The sequence below is a fragment of the Chryseobacterium paridis genome (assembly GCF_016595215.1).
GTDB lineage: Bacteria > Bacteroidota > Bacteroidia > Flavobacteriales > Weeksellaceae > Chryseobacterium > Chryseobacterium paridis.
On record NZ_JAENHK010000010.1, the window covers coordinates 1,779,546 to 1,798,906 of the forward strand.

The window sequence follows — 19,361 nt, forward strand, 5'->3', positions numbered from 1 at the left end:
ACAGGCATTAAATCGCCACAGGTGCCTTAATTCCTGGATGTGGATCGTAATTTTCAAGAATAAAATCTTCAAAATTAAAATTGAAAATGTCTTTGATTTCAGGATTTAATTTCATGGTCGGAAGAGGTCTAGGATCTCTGGACAATTGTCTGTTAACCTGTTCGAAATGATTATTATAAATATGAACATCTCCAAAGCTGTGAACATAATCTCCAACTTCAAGATCACAAACCTGAGCTACCATCATAAGTAGCAGTGCATAGCTTGCAATATTAAAAGGAACGCCAAGGAATACATCAGCACTTCTCTGATATAATTGTAAAGATAATTTACCATCAGCAACATAAAATTGAAATAGTGCATGGCAAGGTGCTAATGCCATATTTGGAATTTCGGCTACATTCCATGCAGAAACAATCAGTCTTCTGGAGTCTGGATTTTTTTTGATCTGATCAATCACATCTGAAATTTGATCAACCACTTTGTTATCTGCTCCTTTCCAACTTCTCCATTGTGCACCATAAACGGGACCTAAGTCTCCATTTTCATTAGCCCATTCATCCCAGATACTTACTCCATTATCATTCAAGTATTGTATGTTAGTATCTCCTTTCAAGAACCAAAGTAACTCATAAATAATAGATTTCAAATGCACCTTTTTGGTAGTCACCAAAGGGAAACCTTTCGATAAATCATACCTCAACTGATATCCAAAAACGCTTCTTGTTCCTGTTCCTGTTCTATCCGTTTTATCTGTTCCATTGTCTAGAATATGCTGTAAAAGGTCTAAGTAGTTTTGCATTTTGAAAAATTAATTAGTGTGTTTTTTAATAAATGATAATAGACTTCAAAGTTAATAAAAAAACAGCTGTGAAAAATAATTTCAAAGCTGTTTAACTTTATTTTGTTTGGAATAATTCGGCAAAGCCTTTTAATAAATCATTGATTAATTTCCGGTGATTTCAAATTTAAATTACCTTACGACAACTCCCACTTCAGGAGAGTTTCCTTCTATTGATTTTATTCTTCCGAATTTATTTTTATTCATAATAGTATCATTCCAGTAATCAAGGTTAACGGGTCCGAATTTTATCAACTTTTTGTATTTACTTTTATCCATAATATCTTTCATTCCATAATCGATTGAAATATTTCCAATTGATTTCAGTTTTCCAAATTTGCTGTTATCCATTATGTCCTTTTCCCAATAATCTACAGATACCTCTCCAATCTTTTTTACCTTACCGCTTTTTTCTCTGTCAAAACGATCCCAATAATCTATAGAGATATTTCCAATATTCTTCACTTTACCATCCTTATCTGTATCAAACCGGTCGAAGTAGTCCACTGTTAGATTGCCTATCTTCTTTATTTTGCCCAATTTATCACGATCAAAGTATTGATCATCGTAATAGTCAATTTCTCCGTTTGAAATAGAATTAAATCCGGCAATTGATCCCTGATCATCAATTGTAATAATTATGTCTCCTATAGTAATATCAACAGATTCCAAATCATAGGATTCATGTGAAACATTCGCCTTTATCTGAGCTAGCATTAAAGAGTTGACAACTAAAAAAAGAAGAGTACAAAGAGCGTATTTCAATTTTATCATTTACCAGATATTTTCAATTGTTTGATGATTATTATTAATCATAAACTTCTCTGCTATTTTCTTGCCAAACATTGCTTTTACCAGTGGTGACTCCACAGAAACCGTCATGACCTTCTGATTTTCAAATACAATTTCTCCAATAGATGCTGCAATATAAAATAGTCCTTTATCAGTTTTCACTAATGCTCCATTCTGGACTTTAGAAGATTTTTCCGGACTTATTTTTTGAACAAGAACTTGTTGATTTAAAGTTTCATTAAGTTGTCTTTGAAGATTATTAATCTCCTGCTGAACCATTTCACGACTGGTTTCATATTTATCTCCCATCGAGCTCTTCGTTTCATTATTGGCCGCTCTCGTTTCAGCAATTAAGTTTTCAAATTTTTGAATTCTCTCCGAAAGTTTTGTTTTTATGATATTTAATATTTCTTCCTTATTCATTTTACAGTCACTCAATGTAGGTATGTATTCGAATTAAAAAGCGGGCTAAAGCCCGCTTACATTGTTATTATTATTTTAAATATAGAAAATAATTTTATATTCTAAGCCAAAATTTCAATGACTTTAGTCTTCATTTTTCAAATACTTTGTAATCAGAAACTTTAAAATCAAAATCTTTATTTCCATTGAAATCCATTTTAACTCCATCAAATACATTTTTAAATACTCCGGAAACATTTTCATCCTGAATGCTAAAATTAACATCTTCTTTGGACATATTTAAAAGAACCAAAACTTCTTCATTCCCATTTCTTCTCAGATAGGCCAAAATTTTGTCATTAGCAGTGGTATTCAAAAGATAGGTTGTAACATTAGAATCTCCACCTCGTAAAGCAGAGTTTGAAGATTTTAAATCCAATAGGGTTTTGTAAAAATCAGCAACCTGGTAGTTGTGAGTCCATTCTATTACATCTTTTTCAAAAAATTCCAATCGTTTCATGTTGGGAAGTTCCTGGCCTGAGTATAATAAAGGAATACCGTTCCATGTTGCAGAAAATACAGCCATTGGTTTTGTAATTACACCATATTTTTCATACTCTGTCCCATTCCAGGAATTTTCATCGTGATTGCTCGTAAACCATGCTCTCTGTGAAGCATCTCCTACCTTAGAATATTTCAACAATAGATCTTTCAAATCCTGCAATGGAAGGTCTTTCTTATAGTAATCTTCAGAGAGATGCATCCATTTCCATGAGTAGCTAGCATCGAAAACCTTTCCATACTCAGGGCTTTCCAATTCATCAAATTCCCCTAACCAAAAAAGAGGCTTTATGGTCTCTACTTCCGGACGCGCCTGTTGCCAGAAGTCTACTTCTACCCATGAAGCAAGGTCACATCTGAATCCATCTATATTGGTTTCTTTAACCCAAAACCTCATAGCATCGATCATCGCCTTCCGCATATCCTGGTTTTTGTAGTCAAGCTCAATAATATCATCCATGCCTGAAGCAATATGAAATTGACCATCCGGATCTTTTAAATAAAACTCAGGGTGGGTTTTTGTCCAGATATGATCCCAGCCGGTATGATTGGCGACCCAATCAATAATGACTTTAAAACCCAATCGGTGAGCTTCATTTACCATATGTTGAAAATCAGCCAGTGTCCCAAATTCTGGATTGATGGATGTATAATCAGCCGCTGCGTATTGACTTCCCAAACTTCCTTTTTTATGTTGCTGAGCAATTGGGGTAATAGGCATAAACCAAAGTACTTTGACTCCCATAGATTTTAATCGAGGCATTTCTTTTTCAAATGCCCTAAAGGTTCCTTCCTTAGTATATTGCCTTACGTTTACTTCATATATATTAGTAGAATGCTTCCAATCTTTGGGTAAATCCATAGTCTTATTTGTATTTTTTACAGCACAGGAAACAATTCCCAAGCCAATTATTGTCAATAAAATTATTTTTTTCACTAATCCTCGTTTTAACAAAAGTAAGGATTGTTTTTATGATTAAGGGCGAAAAGGCAAAATAGCGGAATTGCGAAATCGCAGAATCGTAAAATCGCTAAAAAGTTGTCAAAGTAAAATATATTAGTAAAAAAGCAAAAAAAGCAAATTTGCCTTTCAGCATTTCAGCCTAACATACATTACAAAAAAAGCCCCGGATATTAATCCAGGGCAGTATATTCTATATTGTGTTACGATTATCTTTCATCATCATTATCCTCTTCCTCATCGAAAACATCATCATTGTAGTCTTCTTCTTCCTCATCATCAAAACTGTCATCTTCATCAGAGAAATTATCTCCACCTCCAAAGTCATCATCAAAATTAAATTCGTCATCCATAAGAGGCATCGCTGATTTCTTTTTAGAACCTCCTCCGTTTCCACTTTTGCTTGGTGCTTTTAAAGGAACATTTCCAAATCTATATACAGTAATTGGATAATTTACTCCCTTAGTTTCTTCGATTACTTCAACAAGCTCACAGAAGAATTCCCAAAGATCTAAAAGTCCGTATTGAAACTGAGCCTTATCTCCAGCGCTTGCAAAAGCTTCATCAATATATACATCTGACATAATTTCGCCATCACCATCATCACTCATATCTTCTAATGGAACACTTTTTACTATCGTACCATCTTCTTCCAGCAAATTAAAAGTTGAAAGCTCATCACCCTGCAGGCTGAATGCACTCTTAATTCCCAGATGTAAATTCCATAGTGTCTGTTTTCCTTTTACTTCGATATCACGGAAAATATCTTCTTTCGCATCTAATATTACGCGGATTTTGTAAACCATATCAGTCTTTAAATTACTTTTTGCCTTTATTTATTATGATAAATTTCTGTTGCAAATATATAATAAATGACATGTCACAAAAAAATATTTCATGATTTTTTAAAATATTTTTTTTCCTTACATTTTGCTCAGATTATTTACTTTTTTCAAGCATAAAACTAAATTTCGTTCCTTCAAGATACACACTTTCTACGGTAATATTTTCTTTATGAGCTTCAAGAATGTGTTTTACAATAGCGAGCCCAAGCCCTGAACCTCCTTCTCTACGGCTTCTACTTGTTTCTACACGATAAAATCTCTCGAAAATTCTAGGTAAAATCTCAGATTTTATACCCATTCCATTATCAATAACCTCAATTAAAACTTTATTTTTCAGAACGCTTGTTTTTACGACAACCTTTGCTTCCTGTCTGTTAGCATAATGGATCGCATTAGAAATTAAATTGATAAAAACCTGTGACATTTTCTGCTTATCAGCTTCTACAAAAATCTGAGGATGCAGTGTTTGAATTTGTAATGTTGTATTGTGCTTTTCAGCTTCAAGATCAAGCAGATCGAAAATCTCTTTTATTAAAAGATTCACATCAAATTTTGAAACTGTAAGATTGATCTCACCTGCCTCAAGTCTGTTGATCATATCCAGATCAGTAACAATAGCAATGAGTCTTTCCACAGAAATATCTATTCTTTCCAAATATTTATCTCTGATGGTAAGATTATCTACACCACCATCTCTTAAAGTCTCTACGTATCCTTGAATAGAAAACAATGGGGTCTTAAGCTCATGAGAAACATTTCCAATATATTCCTTACGATAGCTTTCCATTTCTTTCATCATATCAATTTCAGTAACTTTCTGTTGATTGAGATCTGAGAATCTTTCTCCTAATTCTTTAATAGTAATATTCTCATCGTTGTTATTCACAATCTCCTGCGGTAAGATCTGTGAAAGTCCGCGAACCTGCTTTTTACCATAATAATTAAACAGAAGCTCTAACACTGCATAATTAATAATGAAGATAATGATAAGGCAGAGCATGAGCCCTATTTTGAAAAATGGAGTCTTATAATAAATATCTTTTAGCGAATCGAAGATGATCACTAATAAGAACATCACCAATGTTATAAGACATGATGCGACAAGAGTAAGCCTGTAAAATTTCAATTTTACAATTTTTTATGGGTTATAATAAGGTAAAGGTAGGCTATTTCGTTTATTAAACGATCAGTTTATATCCTATTCCTTTTAAAGTCTGGATCGTATTAATCCCTAATTTTTCTCTTAATCTTCTGATATGAACATCAATTGTTCTTTCACCAACAATTACGTCATTACCCCAAACTTTCTCAAGAATTTCTTCTCTTTTAAAAACTTTTTCCGTGTTAGATGCCAGAAGATAAAGCAGATCAAATTCCTTCTTTGGAAGTAAAAACTGCTGTCCACTTTTAGAAACTCTGAAGTTATCTTTATCAATAACCAAGTCTCCAATTTCAATTAATTTAGCATTGTCCGACACCTGAGATGTTAACTGTAACAGGGCATTTACCTTAGAAATAAGGATTTTTGGTTTGATTAATTTAACAATATAATCATTTGCTCCTGCCTGAAAACCGGCTAATTGAGAAAACTCTTCACTTCTTGCAGAAAGAAAAACAATCAATGATTTTTGAAGTTCTTTCACTTTACGAAGTTCCTGACAAGTTTCGATACCATCTTTTTCAGGCATCATTACGTCTAGTAAAATTAGATCCGGAATAATTTCTTTGGCTTTTTCTATACCTTCGTTACCATTAGTAGCTGTATAAATATCGTAGCCTTCCTTTTCCAAGTTGTAAGACAGAATCTCTAAAATATCGAGTTCATCGTCTATTAAGAGTATTTTCTTTTGGTTCATTTTCAATTTTTACGGGTCAAAGTTAATAATTTTTATACGACAGATTAACAAATCACCTATCGTTCATATAAAGTTAACAATTATATCGTTTTGTTAATGTTTAGTTAAGAAAAAATTAAATTAAACTAAACCATTAAGCCCAATAAACTTTTATTCCTTTGCACCGAAAGAATATAGTAAAAATAAAATGAATTTTACAAAAGTTAGTATAGCGGTTATATTTTTAACCGCCTCATCGACTGCATTTTATGCTCAAGATACCAGGCAAGATACCATCAAGAAAGAAAAAAAGATCGAAGGTGTTGTCATCCAGGGAAGTAGCAATAAAAAAACTGAAACTGCTGTATTAGGAGAACAGAAAAAGGCAATTATCCAGAAGCAAGCTGTAAGCGCTGAGGAAATTTCCAGAAAGGGAATCTCTAACGTAGAACAAGGTCTTACAAAAGTAACCGGAATCACTACAGTTGAAGGACGAGGACTTTTCGTAAGAGGTTTAGAAGAAAGATATAACTATCTTTTAATTAACGGTCTTGGCTCTCCTTCCAACAACCCTTTCCAAAAAATTATTGCGTTAAAGCAATTCCCAACTGATGTGGTAGGTAAACTAAATATCTACAAAACATTCAACTCTAACCTTTACGGAGATTTTGCCGGAGCTACTTTTGACATCGAAACTTTGACAATTGACAAGTCATTCTCTAAAATTGAGTTTAGTGTTGGTGTGAATACATTAAGTACATTCAGAGATAACTTTAAAGTAGCTGAAGGTGCAGATGGGATGAAAGGGTATTTGGGTTTAAATTCCAGAGATAGAAGACTTCCAAATGAAGTAAGAGATTATAGGCCAAACACTCATAATTTTACTAAAGATGAATCATTAAATTCATTTAAGGATTCATGGAATGTAAATAATATTAAAACTCTACCAAATACAAGTATAGGTTTTACCACAGTACAAAAGGTAAAAGCGGGTGAAACGGGAAATATTGGAATTTTATTTTCTTTGAATCAAGGCTCTAAATATTCATATAAAGAAGGAGATAATAATCAGTTTAGAGATAACGGACAAATTATAGAGGTAAGTAATCTACTCAACAAGAAAAGTTATATCTATGAACTTGAGTCTTCAGCATTGTTGGGAGCAGCATATAAGAATAAGGGAACAAATATTAACTTAAACGCTATCTATTTACAAAACTCTGCTAATATTATTGAAGATTTTAAAGGTTACAAGAACTTCAGTGTGGAGGACAATCGTTTTTTTAGAACCAATCAACAAGATATTTCCAAATTTCTAAATTTACAATTAACAGCTTCTCAAAAAATCGGAGAACGCCATTTATTTAAAGCAGGAGGTAGCTACGTTCTTAATAATTACAGCCAACCAGATAGAAAAATATTTGAACTTACTTATCCTCAAGATTTTAGTCATGCTGCATTTTCTTATGGTGGTAACAATTTAATCAGACAATATCTAGATGTTGATGGAAAATTCTATGCATCTGCTTTTGGTGAATATTCTGTTTTCCTTGGAGAAAAGGGTGAAAAAAAAGAGTTCCCCATGCAATTGTCTGTTGGATATAATGGCTTTTCTGATATCAGAAAAAACTCTTATCGCTTTATTTTTGGTACGCCTAAAGGTACTAACACCCCTGTCTTCATAGATATTGACAGTCCTCAGTCTACCTTAGAAAATTCAATTAAAAATGATAAACTATTTTATAAAGAAGACTCTGATGCATATTCATATTTATCAAATATTTATCAGTTCGTAAATGCAGGATATCTAAATTTTGATTACAAGCCTACTGAGAGTTGGGATATTTTAATTGGAGGAAGATTCGAAAATGACATGAGAATTATTCGTTACAACAAACCGGGGGTTTCTGATAGAATTAACCTTACCACGAATAAAAATTATTTTCTTCCTTCCCTTTCCATAAAGAAAGCTTTAGATAGTAAAAACAACTTAAGATTATCATTAAGTAAAACGGTTACTCGTCCTATCTTAATTGAAACAATGCCGATTGAATATATCAATCCGGATAACACAACTGTGAGAGGTAACGAAAATATTAAAAATAGTGAAAACTATAATATTGATTTGAAATGGGAGTATTTCCCATCTAATAAAGAAATGTTTGCAGTAAATCTATTTGCTAAAAGAATTGATAATGCAATTGAAAAGTCTATCGCTCCATCAGGAAATGCAAGTGGTGTAGTTATTACTTATTACAACTCCAAGAAAGCAACGCTTGCTGGAATAGAGTTAGAAGGTATATTAAGTTTAGGTAGAATTTCTGATGCACTTGATAAGTTTACGTTTGGTGCCAATGCAACATTTATGTATTCTGACGTAAAAAGGAGTGAAGAACAATTAAAAACAGAACGACCGAATATTGCTGGATTTACAGACGATCAGCTTCATAAAAGAGGCTTACAGGGTGCTGCACCTTATACTATAAATGCTGATTTAAAGTATGAGTATAAGAATTCCAAAAATCTTAGCAGTACACTTTCTCTAGTATACAATGTTTCAGGATCAAAAATTTATGCTGTAGGTGGGTCTGGAACTGATAATTATTATGAAAAACCGTTTAATCAGCTGGATTTTGTTTACCAAAATCAAATTGATAAAAACTGGAATATAAAATTCCGAGTTCAAAATATCCTAAACAGTAAATATCGTGTTGAGTTAGGAGATGATAATTACTACACTCTAAGAACAAACGATAACTATTCTCTAAACAATTATTTCAACGGAGTCAATTTTAACTTTACAGTTGGCTACACATTTTAAAAAATTATAAAAATTAAATCTTACTATAAAATGAAAAAGAATCTTTTAACTTTATTTTCCTTAGCTATAGCTTTGAGTGTAACATTGACTTCATGTACCATAGATATTAACGATGGAGACAACGGTAACGGAACAATAACAAATCCTGGTACCACTGAAAGTGTACTAAGTGGTAGCGGAACCCTTTCAGGTACAATTACAAAAGATATATTAATTAAGAAAGGAACTTATATTCTTGATGGTGTTGTGAAAATAACAAATGGTGCAACTATTACCATTGAGCCTGGTGCTGTTTTCAATGCTGTAACCACAAAATCAAGCAGCTTGGTAGTATTACAAGATGGAAAAATAAATGCTGTAGGAACTGCAAGTGAGCCAATTGTATTTACAACTACAAATAAGCAGCCAGGGGATTGGGGTGGAATTACATTATATGGAAATGCACCAATTAAAGCAGTTAATGGGTTATCTCAAGCATTATCTGAAGACGGAAATAGTGTTTATTATGGAGGAAACGATGCAAACCATAATTCTGGAACAATGAAATTCGTTCGTGTAGAATACGGAGGAAAGAAAATTAATGATGGTACCTCAGAAACCAATTCTATGACATTCTATGCTGTAGGAGCTGGAACTACATTAGAAAACCTTGTTTCTTATAAAGGTACTGATGATGGGTATGAATTCTTTGGTGGAACTGTAAGTGCAAAAAATATTGTTTCTTATGGTAATTATGATGATTCATTTGACTGGCAGGATGCATGGAGCGGACAAAACAATACAAACTGGTATGCTTTCCAAACAGGTACAGGAAATTTCGGAATGGAGATTGAAGCTTCTGCAAACGTTGATAATATTGCACCAAAAATCTCTAATATAACTTTAATCAGAGATGCAAATACAAATCCAGAGGTTGCAGGTTCAGTAGAAATTTCTGCTATCCAGTTTAAGAGACAAGGAACTGGTATTTTCTCTAACGTTTATATTAGCGGATACAAAAACTTAGGTGGTAAAAGTGCTTACTCAGTTCTTATACAAGATGCTGCAACTGAAACAAATCAAGTAAATACAGGTAAAGTAGTAGTTGCACCTATGACTTATCTTAACTCTGATAACGCTGGAGTTTGGGGATATGCATATACTCCAAATGGTGGAAAAACTTTCACAAATGCAACAACAGTTACAAAGGTATCTCTAGTTCCAGGAGCTTGGGCTACTGTAGATGGTGTTAACCTTTTAGCTGGATTACAATAATTAAGTAATTAGTTTCTCATATCAAATTGAAAATGCCATCAGAAAATGATTTTCTGATGGCATTTTATTGTATAATATCTTTAATTATTTTTCCCTGACTAAATTTTTCATCCAACTCACCACACTCCCTATACCTTCAATAACATACCAATTAACAGATAATACATACGTGAAATCTGTATTTGTAACAAAATATTCTATTCCAAAGGAATTTTCCATTATCATTCCTAATTTTTGACCATTTCCTATTAAAGTGACCTGATCTCTTTCATAATTGTCCTGATCAAAAAAAACATAAACAGGTTCATCATCTAAGTTAATAGAATAAGTGAACTCATTGTCTTCAGTAGAAATTGAAAATGATTTATCACTATAAATTGCAAGATGACCTGATTTTTTAGATATTTTGTATTTATCAAAAACCTTATTAATTATATTAATAGACTCACTTTTAGAAAGCACTTTAAAATCTATTTTCAATTCTTTACAAACTTTTTGTATCTCATTTACTTTTCTACTCATTATTCTATGCTGAATACAAAATATCCTTTTTTATTTAATTAACTTTAATACTCATAATTATTAAGAAGCACTATTTTTCTTATTTTGTGTCTGAGTTCTTGAGTGAAATATCTATCATTTTTAGTTTCGACCAAAATTTCCACAATACTTTCATTCAAATAATCCATTTCAATAATAAAATCAATGCCCAAATTCAACCAATAGCCTTGTTTATTTCTAATCATATCTTTCAATATTAGTTCTATAGGAAAAAAATCCGAAAGTGATTTGCCATACTTACTAATTACTATTCCCAATTGTTCAGTAACTATTTTTATATGCTCAAAAATTATATAAAAAGGATATCCATAAAATAAATTACTATTAATATTTTGTATATTATTCTCCCGAACAACTTTCCAGCTATTTCCAAGAAAATAACATTCAAATTGTAATTCCGGAATATTAACTATTTTCTCTTCCATCGTTAATAGATTAAAAAATAAAAGGTACTGAATAATTATTCAATACCCTTTTTATTTTTCCTTCAGTTTTATAAAATATAGATAAAATTTGATCTTAACATGTTTAATTAGTATAGTTTGGTCATAGTTTGTTTTTTCATAGATTAGTAAGCAACTTAGGTCACGAGAAAATCTTTTGGAACCACGTCTTTCAATTCTTTAGTTTTGAGTAATCTGTTTTGTCCATAATGTTCTATTGAGATCACCTTTTTTAAATCACTTCTAGTAATTTTCGGTTCCAACAGTAATGAGTAATATTTTGCAATATCTACCCTAAGTCCCTCAGTCTCTATGGTGTACTGTTCTTTACCCGATTTAAGACATCCATCAAACAATTCTAAAAGATGATGTAAATTGATCAGTTCTTCTTCAGAAAGAACAGTTTTTTTAGCAAATAATTTAAATTTACTTTTACTGTTTTTCTTGTTCTCAACTTGTGCAGCGAGGTCGTTAAAATTCCCATCGGGAACATTTAATCTTATCTTCAGATAGCTAATCATCTGTTCAGGGGAAATTCTGTCCTGGTAGTAGTCGTGAAGTTCTTTTAAAGAAGTCCATCTACTTCTATCCAGAGACAAATCCACCTGCCTCAAAAAAGCATAAAAGAAGAGAATTTGTTTGTAATCTACTTCTAAATAGTTCATAATATTAAATAATTTATTAGCAATCCCAATATTGGTTGCAATTTTGGGAAAATAAAAAAATGATTTTTCGTAAAAATATTTGTGTGATTGTAGCCTATATTGCCCGATGCATCGTGCTTAGCAAATAATACTGCGAATTTATTTTATTATTAAATAATAAACATATATTATTATGTAAAATTAATATTAAAATTATATTAACCAAATTTTATTCAAAATAAAACAAAAAACACCATCATAAATTAATTTACAATGGTGTTTCGATTACAAAAACAAGTATTAAAAAACTATATTAGAACTCTTTACAGAGTAAATGATCTTCTGTAATTAAACCCTCGACTTTAGACATTCGTGAGACAGCCTCTGCAGAACAGCTTGCATCTATAAAAACAGCATTGGCCAGGTCTCCTTTTTGTGGCCATTGTTGATTTCCTTTTTCATCTAGTGGGAGAATATTTTGAGTGGCAAATGCCAAAGTACGAGAAAGCTCCCATTCTGTTTCATAGCCATACAGTTCTGCAATTAAATTGGCTTTCTGCAACATGTTTCCAGATCCGAAAGTACTCCAGTAGTCCTGTACGTTATCGTTTCCAATTAAAACATTGACACCATATTTTTTTAATGTGGGAATGGGCATAATTGTTCCCCTGAAAGGAACTGAAGAAGCAATTCCAACCTTGGCAGCAGCTAATCTTTCTGCAATATGTTCTGTTTCATTGGGTGAAAGATGCCCTAAAGCAAAAGCATGACTGATAAAAGTTTTTCCCTGAAGTCGTGGGTTCTCAATCACTTTATCAATTAAATAATTGATCGTTTTCATTCCCGATTCGCCGGATTCATGTAAATGAATGTCGATTCCCTTGTGATGGTCAATCGCCAGTTGGACAGTAAAATCGATTACTTTTTCAATATTCCCATCAATACTGTAAGGATCCAGCCCTCCTATGAAATCAACGCTCTTAAATGCTGCGACTTCTTTCATGATAGAAGCAGAATCAGTATAATACAATCCATGTTGTGGAAAAGCCACTAATTCGGCTTTAAAAGAATCTTCTTTGTGTTGCAATGCCTTTTCTAAATTTTCTAATGACTTTAGCCCAGAAGTAGGATCCACATTAAAATGAGTTCTTGCATATGTTGTTCCATAGTTTTGCAGTAAAGAGATCAGTTGTTCTGCCCTTTCAACCGAAGTCTTCAGAAGCTCGGGAATAATTTGCTGCTCATAAGCAATCATATCTTTCACGGTTTTCCTTTTAGGAGAAAGAGCCTGCCATGGTAGTCCATATAAGGTTTTATCTAAATGAACATGCATGTCTTTGAATGCAGGAAGCATTAGCTTTCCTTTTACATCAATCCCATTCGATTGTATATCACTATTGGGTTTAATTGCTTTTATTTTCCCTTCTTCAATTTCAATACAAAACAGATCTGTTTTTGTTTTTATCACATCTTTGCCATCGTATTCAAAACCGGTTTCCAAACGCACATTTTTTAATGTGTAGATTCCATTGGCAATTGACTTATATTCTGACTGCATACTTTGATTTTATATCACAAAGTTACCGCACCTCATTTAAAAAGAAGTGTATCAATCATATGATGCTTTGTATCAATTATTACTCTTTGAATTGTGACGGAGTCATTCCCGTCTGAGCTTTGAAAAACTTAGAAAAACTTGCATGGTCATAAAAACCCAGATCATAAACAATATCTTTCACAGACATTTCTGAGACCTTTAGCAAACGTTTTGCTTCAAGTAAAATCCGATCCTGAATCAGAGAAGAGGCTGATGCGTTTAGATTCTTTCGGCTTACAATATTTAAATAATTAGCCGAAATACTCAGTTTTTCAGCGTAAAAAGAAACAGAGCGTTCTTCTTTATAGTATTCATCTATAAGATGCAAAAATTTTGAAATAATAGGATTTGAATTAAAAGTTTCAAAATCATTAAATGTTCCTTCTACAGATTTACTGATAAGCAAACCAATAACTTCGCCCCTTTTTTGTATCAGTTCCCAAAATATATTTTCCCCACTCAATGCACTTTGGATAGCTTTAAATTCATACAGAAGCAATTGATGCATTGCTTCGGAAATTGTAATAACGGGATGGCTTTGATAATAGGAAATTGAGAACCTCAGTGCCGGGAGAAAACTTTCAAACCACTGACGACTGATCATGAGCTGATATCCAACTGTCTCTTTTTCGATGATCCATTGGTGGACCTGTCCCGGAAAAACAAGATGGATGTGATTGTTTTCAACCTCATATTCTATAAAATCAATGGTATGTGAGCCTTTCCCCTTTTCAAAAAGATTAATAATAAAAAAATCATGTTTATGCGGCTCATCAATTGATCTTTCTCCATGAAGTTCATTAAACAGCAGATTACAACCCAAAGATTGATCTTCACTAAACTCCTGAAGACCTAAAACGGGAAAGTAATCTGATTGCTGATTCATTCTATTCTTATAATTTACTTCCTAAAATAAGTAAATTTTATGAGAGTGAATGATGAACCTTATTAAAAAACAACATTCCCCTGATGAATCAGAGATTCTACTTGAGATATCCTTGAAACAGCCTCCGCAGAACAGCTTGCATTGAGAAATACAAGATTAGCATCATCTCCTTTTTTAGGCCATTGCTGATTTCCTTTGTCGTCCAATGGAAGAATATTTCCTGTTGCCAGCTTCAAACTTCTTGATAATAAAAACTCTGTTGAATATCCGTACAATTGAGCCATTAAATTCGCTTTCTGTAGCACGCTTCCTGTTCCAAAAGTATTCCAGTGATCAACAATACTGTCATTACCCGTTAAAACAGTTACATTATGTTTATACAAAGTAGGAATCGGCATAATAAGACTTCCAAAAGGAATGGTGGAAACGATTCCTATTTGGGCATTTGCTAACTTTTCAGCGACCTCTTCCTGTTTAGGTTTATCAAGTTTTCCTAATATAAAACAATGGCTTAGGTAAGTTTTTCCTTTAAGGGAAGGATTTTCAGTAACTTTATCAATAAGGTATTCAACGGTTTTCAAACCGGATTCTCCCAATTCATGCAAATGAATATCAATTCCTTTTTGATGATCCAATGCAAGCTGAACCGTAAAGTCAATTGTTTTTTCAATATTACCATCGATTGTAAAGGGATCTACTCCACCAATAAAATCAATATCCATAGCTGCAGCCTCTTTCAGATAAGGTACTGAATCTGTATAAAAAACTCCATGCTGAGGAAAAGCAACCAATTCTGCTCCAAAAGTTTTCTTTTTGTTCTCCAGTGCTTTTTGCAGATTTTTCAGAGAATCCAACTTTGAAGTAGGTTCTATATTCACATGACTTCGTGCAAAAGAAGTTCCTTTAGACTGCAGTAGTTCTATCATTTTTTCCGCTTTAAAAGTTGAATTTTTCAACATTTCCGGAAGTATCTTCTGTTCTAAAGCAATCATCCCTTTTACCCCACCAGTTCTTTTTTTAATAGCCTGCCAATGGTCGCCATAAAAGGTTTTATCTAAATGAATATGCATATCCTTAAAAGCAGGAAGCATTAGGAACCCTTTAGCATCAATTGCTTTAGCATTTGGTTGATTGGGAGATATTGTACTTATTTTTCCATTTTCTATTTCAATGAAGAACAAATCCGTTTTTGTTGAAATGGCCTCACCTTCTTCATATTCAAAGCCGGTTTCCAAACGTACATTTTTCAGACCCAGTTTCCCTTTTACCAAATGAGGATTAGTCTCGGAAAATAAACTTGCAGCTTTCATTGAACCTGAAGCTAAAGTTAATCCTGCCATTGCCAAAGCAGAAGTCTTGATGAAGTCTTTACGTGATATGTCGTTTGAAATGTTCATGCCTAATTTATTTATTACAAAATTAGAAAGAACTCATATAAAGAATGGGTATCGATTATAACAACATCAGTATGATTTATTTGAATTATGGTTTTCTCTTTGTAATAAAAAAGGACCAGATTAAAAACCTGGTCCTTTTTATTTTTACTTTTAAATACAATTAAGAATATTCAAATTTCCTTACTGCTTCCAAGGTCATATCAATTTCTCTATCTTTAATAGCATCACTGATGAAATAGGTTTCATAACCACTTGGTGGAAGATAAATTCCATTGCTTAGCATTTGATGGAAAAAATTATTGAATAAAGAATGATTAGCCTCTTGAGCTTCATCAAAATTCGAAACTCTATTGATATGAAAGAAAACAGACATCATAGATCCTTTTCTGTTGATTTTATGAGCAATCCCTTTTTCATTTAAAATTTTTCCAATTTCAAAATCCAAAGTTTCTGTTGTCTTATTAATTCCTTCGAAGAAGTTCTGGTCGCTTTTGATCAATTGAAGTGTTTTTAACCCTGCTCTCATTGCTAATGGATTACCACTTAACGTTCCCGCCTGATACACTCCACCTTTTGGAGCCAGATGATCCATAATTTCATTTCGTCCTGCAAAAGCTCCTACCGGAAGACCACCTCCAATTACTTTCCCATAAGTTACCAAATCAGCCTTTACGTTGTATAATTCCTGAGCTCCTCCAAAAGCCAATCTGAAACCAGTCATTACCTCATCAAAAATTAATAAAGCACCATTCTCATCACAGATTTTTCTTAAGTTTTGTAGAAAGTTATTTTCAGGAAGAACACAACCCATATTTCCGGCAACCGGTTCAATAATTATTGCAGCAATCTCTCCCTGATTGTGACGGAACAAGTCTTCTACTTGTTCAAAATCATTGTATCTTGCTAAAAGGGTATCCTTTGCCGTTCCTTGAGTTACTCCCGGAGAATTTGGATTTCCAAAAGTTGCAGCACCACTTCCTGCTTTGATTAAAAATGAATCTGAATGGCCATGATAGCATCCTTCAAACTTCACAATCTTATCTCTTCCTGTATATCCTCTTGCCAATCTGATTGCACTCATACAAGCCTCAGTTCCTGAAGAAACCATTCTGATCTGATCAATATTAGGAACATTTTCTACAATGAATTTTGCAATTTCCGTTTCCAGTTCTGTTGGCGCACCAAAGGAGAACCCCTTTTCAGCTTGCAATTTTAATTCCTCTAAAACCTCAGGATGCGTATGTCCAAGAATAGCAGGACCCCATGAATTGATATAGTCAACATAGGTATTATTATCTTCATCTGTAAGATAGGCACCTTTTGCAGATTTCATAAAAACAGGAACTCCTCCCACTGATTTGAATGCACGAACCGGAGAATTTACTCCACCTGGAATGTATTTGTAAGCTTCTTCAAATAAAGCTGAACTTCTTTGATATTTCATTTTCTATTTTTTCTTTATTATTTAACCCTCAAAATAAAGGGTTCCATCTTCTCCCGCATAATTTTTTTGTCCATCAACTATTTTATAATATAGTTGAAAAGGATATCCATTTTTAAATATTTCTTCACCCACATTATACTGCCCATCCAAAAGTTTACTATTTGGCAAGATCGTTTTATACAATAAACTATTTGGATTAGTTGGATCTGGCTCAGAAAGGACCACTAATCTGTATCCATCAAATAGAGCAATTGAATGATACTTAATCGGATAAACTTCTTTGGAATTCTCATCTACCAATCCAAAAAGGTGTGTAGAGTTTGTTGTAAATACATAAGGCTTTTTATTATAAAATTGCCAGCCAACATGCGCTACTTCTGTTGTATTTAAAAATATTTTCTTGATCTGAGGAATATAAATACCCACAAAATTATCTTTTGCCTGAATCTCAATAAAATTCCTTTTAAAATCTAGAAAATAGGTATCTTCATTATCATATGGTTTCAACATTGTAAGATCCTCATCATCCAAATCCTCCCAGCTCATCTTCACTTCTTTCTGCTTACCTTCTTGTAATCTTGATCCTCCCCAACTATCGCCTATTGGTGCTCGTGCCGATTCTATGTACTTATCCAGCTTCATCTTTGTCTTGACCGAATAATAATAACGATCCCATCCATCAAATACAATGTAATTTTCTCCTTGTATAATAATCGGTGTCCCTTCTGATATAAAAGGCATTATCTGAATTCCATTTTTGTCAATGATCCCGAATTTACCATTTTGCTCTGCATGAAATCCACCAACTGAATGATCATAGGAACTAATACTGTAATATTGCGGCTGAACTATTATCCGCTTAGACGAATCACATAATCCCCACATCTTTCCTCTTCTATAAGGAATATAATCCAGTTCTTGCGAAAAAATTTTACATGATATGAATAATAAAAATACCGCGAGATATTTAAAATTCACATGGAGTACCTTCATGGATTGATTGAATATTAATTTCTAGGCTTTTTATCGATCAGATAAATCAACTGTCCCGGAGAAGGCTGCTGCCCTTCATCCATTCTGTTTTTCGCATATAGTTTATGCAACTTGATTCCGAATTTTTGTGCAATGTCATGCATATCTTCTCCCGATTCGGCTTTATAAATAGCTGTATTTCCGGTTGAGTTTTTCGATTCCAGAAATACAATTTCGTTTTTCCTCAACGTAGTACCTTCCAGCTCATTCCATTTGATCAACCTACCTTCACTTACCTTGAATTTATTGGCAATGTATTTCACATCAGTATCTTCAGGAATAACGATATATTTCAGACCATCATTAGGATGACTTTTTATTAAAATTGAATTTAAAATTTCAGCTTTTGTTTTAATCCTCTCTACCCTTTTCTGCTGTTGTGCGTAAGAAGTTTGCTTATAAGGAACACTTACAGTAACAGGATCTTTCTTTGTAACCTTTGATGGCTCCAGCTGTGCCATAAAAGTTCTGTCATCTTTTAAATCAGGATATAAACTTAATACAGCATAAAGAACTTCTCTGGAATTGGTATTATCAAATTCATACAATTTATATCTTTCAATTTTACCAATAAGAATAGATGCATAGCGAGGATTGGTTGCATATCCAGCCTTTTTAAGACCATATGCCCAGGCTCTGTAATCCTTCATGTCCAGATTGAAGAGGTTTGTATAGTATTTTCTTGTTGATAAAAATATGGAGTGATCTTCATAAGATTGTCTCGGATCATCATATACTCTGAAGCATTCATTAGGTGCATCATCAGTATGCTTCATGGTTTTACCCGTCCAATCTTCTTTACATTTTATCCCAAAGTGATTTTTCCCTTCCTGAGCCAATCTGCTTTGCCCCCCTCCGGTTTCCAGAAGTCCCTGAGCAAGAGTAATAGAAGCAGGAATCTTATACTTTTCCATTTCTTCTACTGCATATTGAGCGAATTTTTGAATGTATTGGTCTTCAGTAGCCCAGGTCTGAGCTGAGAATTTTGATAAAACTAAAAGGCTTATTAGTAAGAAAAGTCTTTTCATGTTTTTCAATTTTTACT

Annotated in this window: 18 protein-coding genes; 2 read left to right on the forward strand and 16 right to left on the reverse strand. The window is 33.1% G+C overall.

Features of this window, described 5'->3' with window-relative positions; all coding sequences use genetic code 11:
- Positions 1 to 7 precede the first annotated feature (7 nt).
- The 7 genes from JHL15_RS17485 to JHL15_RS17515 form a co-directional block, all read right to left on the reverse strand.
- On the reverse strand, positions 8 to 802 hold the full coding sequence (locus JHL15_RS17485) for a thymidylate synthase (RefSeq protein ID WP_200247855.1): 795 nt from the start codon (positions 800 to 802) through the stop codon (positions 8 to 10).
- Positions 803 to 973: 171 nt separating this feature from the next.
- Positions 974 to 1,615, reverse strand: coding sequence for a hypothetical protein (locus tag JHL15_RS17490; RefSeq protein WP_200247857.1), 642 nt, complete (start codon positions 1,613 to 1,615; stop codon positions 974 to 976).
- Positions 1,616 to 2,056 carry a hypothetical protein gene (locus JHL15_RS17495; RefSeq protein WP_200247858.1) on the reverse strand — a complete coding sequence of 147 codons (441 nt, stop codon included), beginning with the start codon at positions 2,054 to 2,056 and terminating at the stop codon, positions 1,616 to 1,618. It abuts the gene before it with no gap.
- Positions 2,057 to 2,186: 130 nt separating this feature from the next.
- Positions 2,187 to 3,533, reverse strand: a complete 1,347-nt coding sequence (locus JHL15_RS17500) for an alpha-amylase family glycosyl hydrolase (RefSeq protein ID WP_200247860.1) — start codon at positions 3,531 to 3,533, stop codon at positions 2,187 to 2,189.
- A 233-nt stretch (positions 3,534 to 3,766) separates the two neighbouring features.
- Positions 3,767 to 4,363 carry an IS1096 element passenger TnpR family protein gene (locus JHL15_RS17505; RefSeq protein WP_200247862.1) on the reverse strand — a complete coding sequence of 199 codons (597 nt, stop codon included), beginning with the start codon at positions 4,361 to 4,363 and terminating at the stop codon, positions 3,767 to 3,769.
- 133 nt (positions 4,364 to 4,496) lie between these two features.
- Complete coding sequence (locus tag JHL15_RS17510) at positions 4,497 to 5,528, reverse strand: sensor histidine kinase (RefSeq protein ID WP_200247864.1); 1,032 nt, start codon at positions 5,526 to 5,528, stop codon at positions 4,497 to 4,499.
- Positions 5,529 to 5,580: 52 nt separating this feature from the next.
- Complete coding sequence (locus JHL15_RS17515; protein WP_200247866.1) at positions 5,581 to 6,258, reverse strand: response regulator; 678 nt, start codon at positions 6,256 to 6,258, stop codon at positions 5,581 to 5,583.
- 187 nt (positions 6,259 to 6,445) lie between these two features.
- Here JHL15_RS17515 and JHL15_RS17520 point away from each other — a divergent pair, with 187 nt between their 5' ends.
- Both JHL15_RS17520 and JHL15_RS17525 read left to right on the forward strand, forming a co-directional pair.
- Positions 6,446 to 9,058, forward strand: a complete 2,613-nt coding sequence (locus tag JHL15_RS17520) for an outer membrane beta-barrel protein (protein WP_200247868.1) — start codon at positions 6,446 to 6,448, stop codon at positions 9,056 to 9,058.
- Positions 9,059 to 9,088: 30 nt separating this feature from the next.
- On the forward strand, positions 9,089 to 10,312 hold the full coding sequence (locus JHL15_RS17525; protein WP_200247870.1) for a hypothetical protein: 1,224 nt from the start codon (positions 9,089 to 9,091) through the stop codon (positions 10,310 to 10,312).
- An 84-nt stretch (positions 10,313 to 10,396) separates the two neighbouring features.
- Here JHL15_RS17525 and JHL15_RS17530 read toward each other — a convergent pair whose 3' ends face one another.
- From JHL15_RS17530 to JHL15_RS17570, 9 genes are all read right to left on the reverse strand, one after another.
- On the reverse strand, positions 10,397 to 10,834 hold the full coding sequence (locus JHL15_RS17530) for a hypothetical protein (RefSeq protein ID WP_200247872.1): 438 nt from the start codon (positions 10,832 to 10,834) through the stop codon (positions 10,397 to 10,399).
- A 44-nt stretch (positions 10,835 to 10,878) separates the two neighbouring features.
- Positions 10,879 to 11,298, reverse strand: coding sequence for a hypothetical protein (locus JHL15_RS17535; protein WP_200247873.1), 420 nt, complete (start codon positions 11,296 to 11,298; stop codon positions 10,879 to 10,881).
- 155 nt (positions 11,299 to 11,453) lie between these two features.
- Entirely contained in the window at positions 11,454 to 11,981 is a 528-nt protein-coding gene (locus JHL15_RS17540; protein WP_200247875.1) for a hypothetical protein, read from the reverse strand.
- 292 nt (positions 11,982 to 12,273) lie between these two features.
- Entirely contained in the window at positions 12,274 to 13,518 is a 1,245-nt protein-coding gene (locus tag JHL15_RS17545; RefSeq protein WP_200247876.1) for an amidohydrolase, read from the reverse strand.
- Positions 13,519 to 13,597: 79 nt separating this feature from the next.
- Positions 13,598 to 14,443 (reverse strand): AraC family transcriptional regulator, encoded by an 846-nt coding sequence (locus JHL15_RS17550; RefSeq protein ID WP_200247877.1) that lies wholly within the window; start codon positions 14,441 to 14,443, stop codon positions 13,598 to 13,600.
- 62 nt (positions 14,444 to 14,505) lie between these two features.
- The gene (locus JHL15_RS17555) at positions 14,506 to 15,840 is read right to left on the reverse strand and encodes an amidohydrolase (protein WP_200247878.1); all 1,335 of its coding nucleotides are present in this window, start codon (positions 15,838 to 15,840) and stop codon (positions 14,506 to 14,508) included.
- A gap of 160 nt (positions 15,841 to 16,000) precedes the next feature.
- Positions 16,001 to 17,284, reverse strand: coding sequence for a glutamate-1-semialdehyde 2,1-aminomutase (hemL, locus tag JHL15_RS17560; protein ID WP_200247879.1), 1,284 nt, complete (start codon positions 17,282 to 17,284; stop codon positions 16,001 to 16,003).
- Between the two features lie 21 nt (positions 17,285 to 17,305).
- On the reverse strand, positions 17,306 to 18,277 hold the full coding sequence (locus JHL15_RS17565) for a WG repeat-containing protein (protein WP_200247880.1): 972 nt from the start codon (positions 18,275 to 18,277) through the stop codon (positions 17,306 to 17,308).
- A 14-nt stretch (positions 18,278 to 18,291) separates the two neighbouring features.
- Positions 18,292 to 19,344, reverse strand: coding sequence for a glucosaminidase domain-containing protein (locus JHL15_RS17570; protein WP_200247881.1), 1,053 nt, complete (start codon positions 19,342 to 19,344; stop codon positions 18,292 to 18,294).
- Between the last annotated feature and the right edge of the window lie 17 nt (positions 19,345 to 19,361).

Bases quoted from the DNA above. Each gene is read 5' to 3' on its own strand.
- JHL15_RS17505 (WP_200247862.1), bottom strand. From the start codon at position 4,363: ATGGTTTACAAAATCCGCGTAATATTAGATGCGAAAGAAGATATTTTC.
- JHL15_RS17545 (WP_200247876.1), bottom strand. From the start codon at position 13,518: ATGCAGTCAGAATATAAGTCAATTGCCAATGGAATCTACACATTAAAA.
- JHL15_RS17535 (WP_200247873.1), bottom strand. From the start codon at position 11,298: ATGGAAGAGAAAATAGTTAATATTCCGGAATTACAATTTGAATGTTAT.
- JHL15_RS17525 (WP_200247870.1), top strand. From the start codon at position 9,089: ATGAAAAAGAATCTTTTAACTTTATTTTCCTTAGCTATAGCTTTGAGT.
- JHL15_RS17540 (WP_200247875.1), bottom strand. From the start codon at position 11,981: ATGAACTATTTAGAAGTAGATTACAAACAAATTCTCTTCTTTTATGCT.
- JHL15_RS17485 (WP_200247855.1), bottom strand. From the start codon at position 802: ATGCAAAACTACTTAGACCTTTTACAGCATATTCTAGACAATGGAACA.
- JHL15_RS17555 (WP_200247878.1), bottom strand. From the start codon at position 15,840: ATGAACATTTCAAACGACATATCACGTAAAGACTTCATCAAGACTTCT.
- JHL15_RS17550 (WP_200247877.1), bottom strand. From the start codon at position 14,443: ATGAATCAGCAATCAGATTACTTTCCCGTTTTAGGTCTTCAGGAGTTT.
- JHL15_RS17520 (WP_200247868.1), top strand. From the start codon at position 6,446: ATGAATTTTACAAAAGTTAGTATAGCGGTTATATTTTTAACCGCCTCA.
- JHL15_RS17490 (WP_200247857.1), bottom strand. From the start codon at position 1,615: ATGATAAAATTGAAATACGCTCTTTGTACTCTTCTTTTTTTAGTTGTC.
- JHL15_RS17570 (WP_200247881.1), bottom strand. From the start codon at position 19,344: ATGAAAAGACTTTTCTTACTAATAAGCCTTTTAGTTTTATCAAAATTC.
- hemL (WP_200247879.1), bottom strand. From the start codon at position 17,284: ATGAAATATCAAAGAAGTTCAGCTTTATTTGAAGAAGCTTACAAATAC.
- JHL15_RS17495 (WP_200247858.1), bottom strand. From the start codon at position 2,056: ATGAATAAGGAAGAAATATTAAATATCATAAAAACAAAACTTTCGGAG.
- JHL15_RS17565 (WP_200247880.1), bottom strand. From the start codon at position 18,277: ATGAAGGTACTCCATGTGAATTTTAAATATCTCGCGGTATTTTTATTA.
- JHL15_RS17530 (WP_200247872.1), bottom strand. From the start codon at position 10,834: ATGAGTAGAAAAGTAAATGAGATACAAAAAGTTTGTAAAGAATTGAAA.
- JHL15_RS17515 (WP_200247866.1), bottom strand. From the start codon at position 6,258: ATGAACCAAAAGAAAATACTCTTAATAGACGATGAACTCGATATTTTA.